The 401-nt window shown below is 65.6% G+C and carries 1 pseudogene; it reads left to right on the forward strand.

Annotation, left to right across the window (positions count from 1 at the left end):
* Window positions 1-401 (forward strand): annotated as a pseudogene (locus ACODR5_RS13550) (transposase); the annotation flags it as partial.

Genomic DNA, 401 nt, shown 5'->3' on the forward strand with positions numbered 1-401 from the left:
GGACGAGCGAAGGCAAGCTCTACTGCTGCGCGATCAAGGACGTGTTCTCCAACCGCATCGTCGGCTACTCGATCAGCGACCGGATGACCGCGAAACTCGCCGTAGACGCCGTCCGAAATGCTGTCGCGCGCCGCGGTGAGGTCGCCGGCTGCATCACGCCGATAGGGGCAGCCAGTTTCGCAGCCGCGCGATGGTCCGCGAGTTACGCCGTCACCACATGGTCGGATCGATGGGACGAGTCGGCGCCGCCGGCGACAACGCGGCCATGGAGAGCTTCTGGTCACTGCTGCAAACGAACGTTCTCAACCAGCAGCGGTGGGCGACCCGGCAGGAGCTGCGACTCGCCATCGTCGTTTGGATCGAGCGGAAGTATCACCGCCAGCGCGCCCAGGACACCCTCG

The sequence above is a fragment of the Microbacterium sp. FG3 genome, assembly GCF_057809335.1.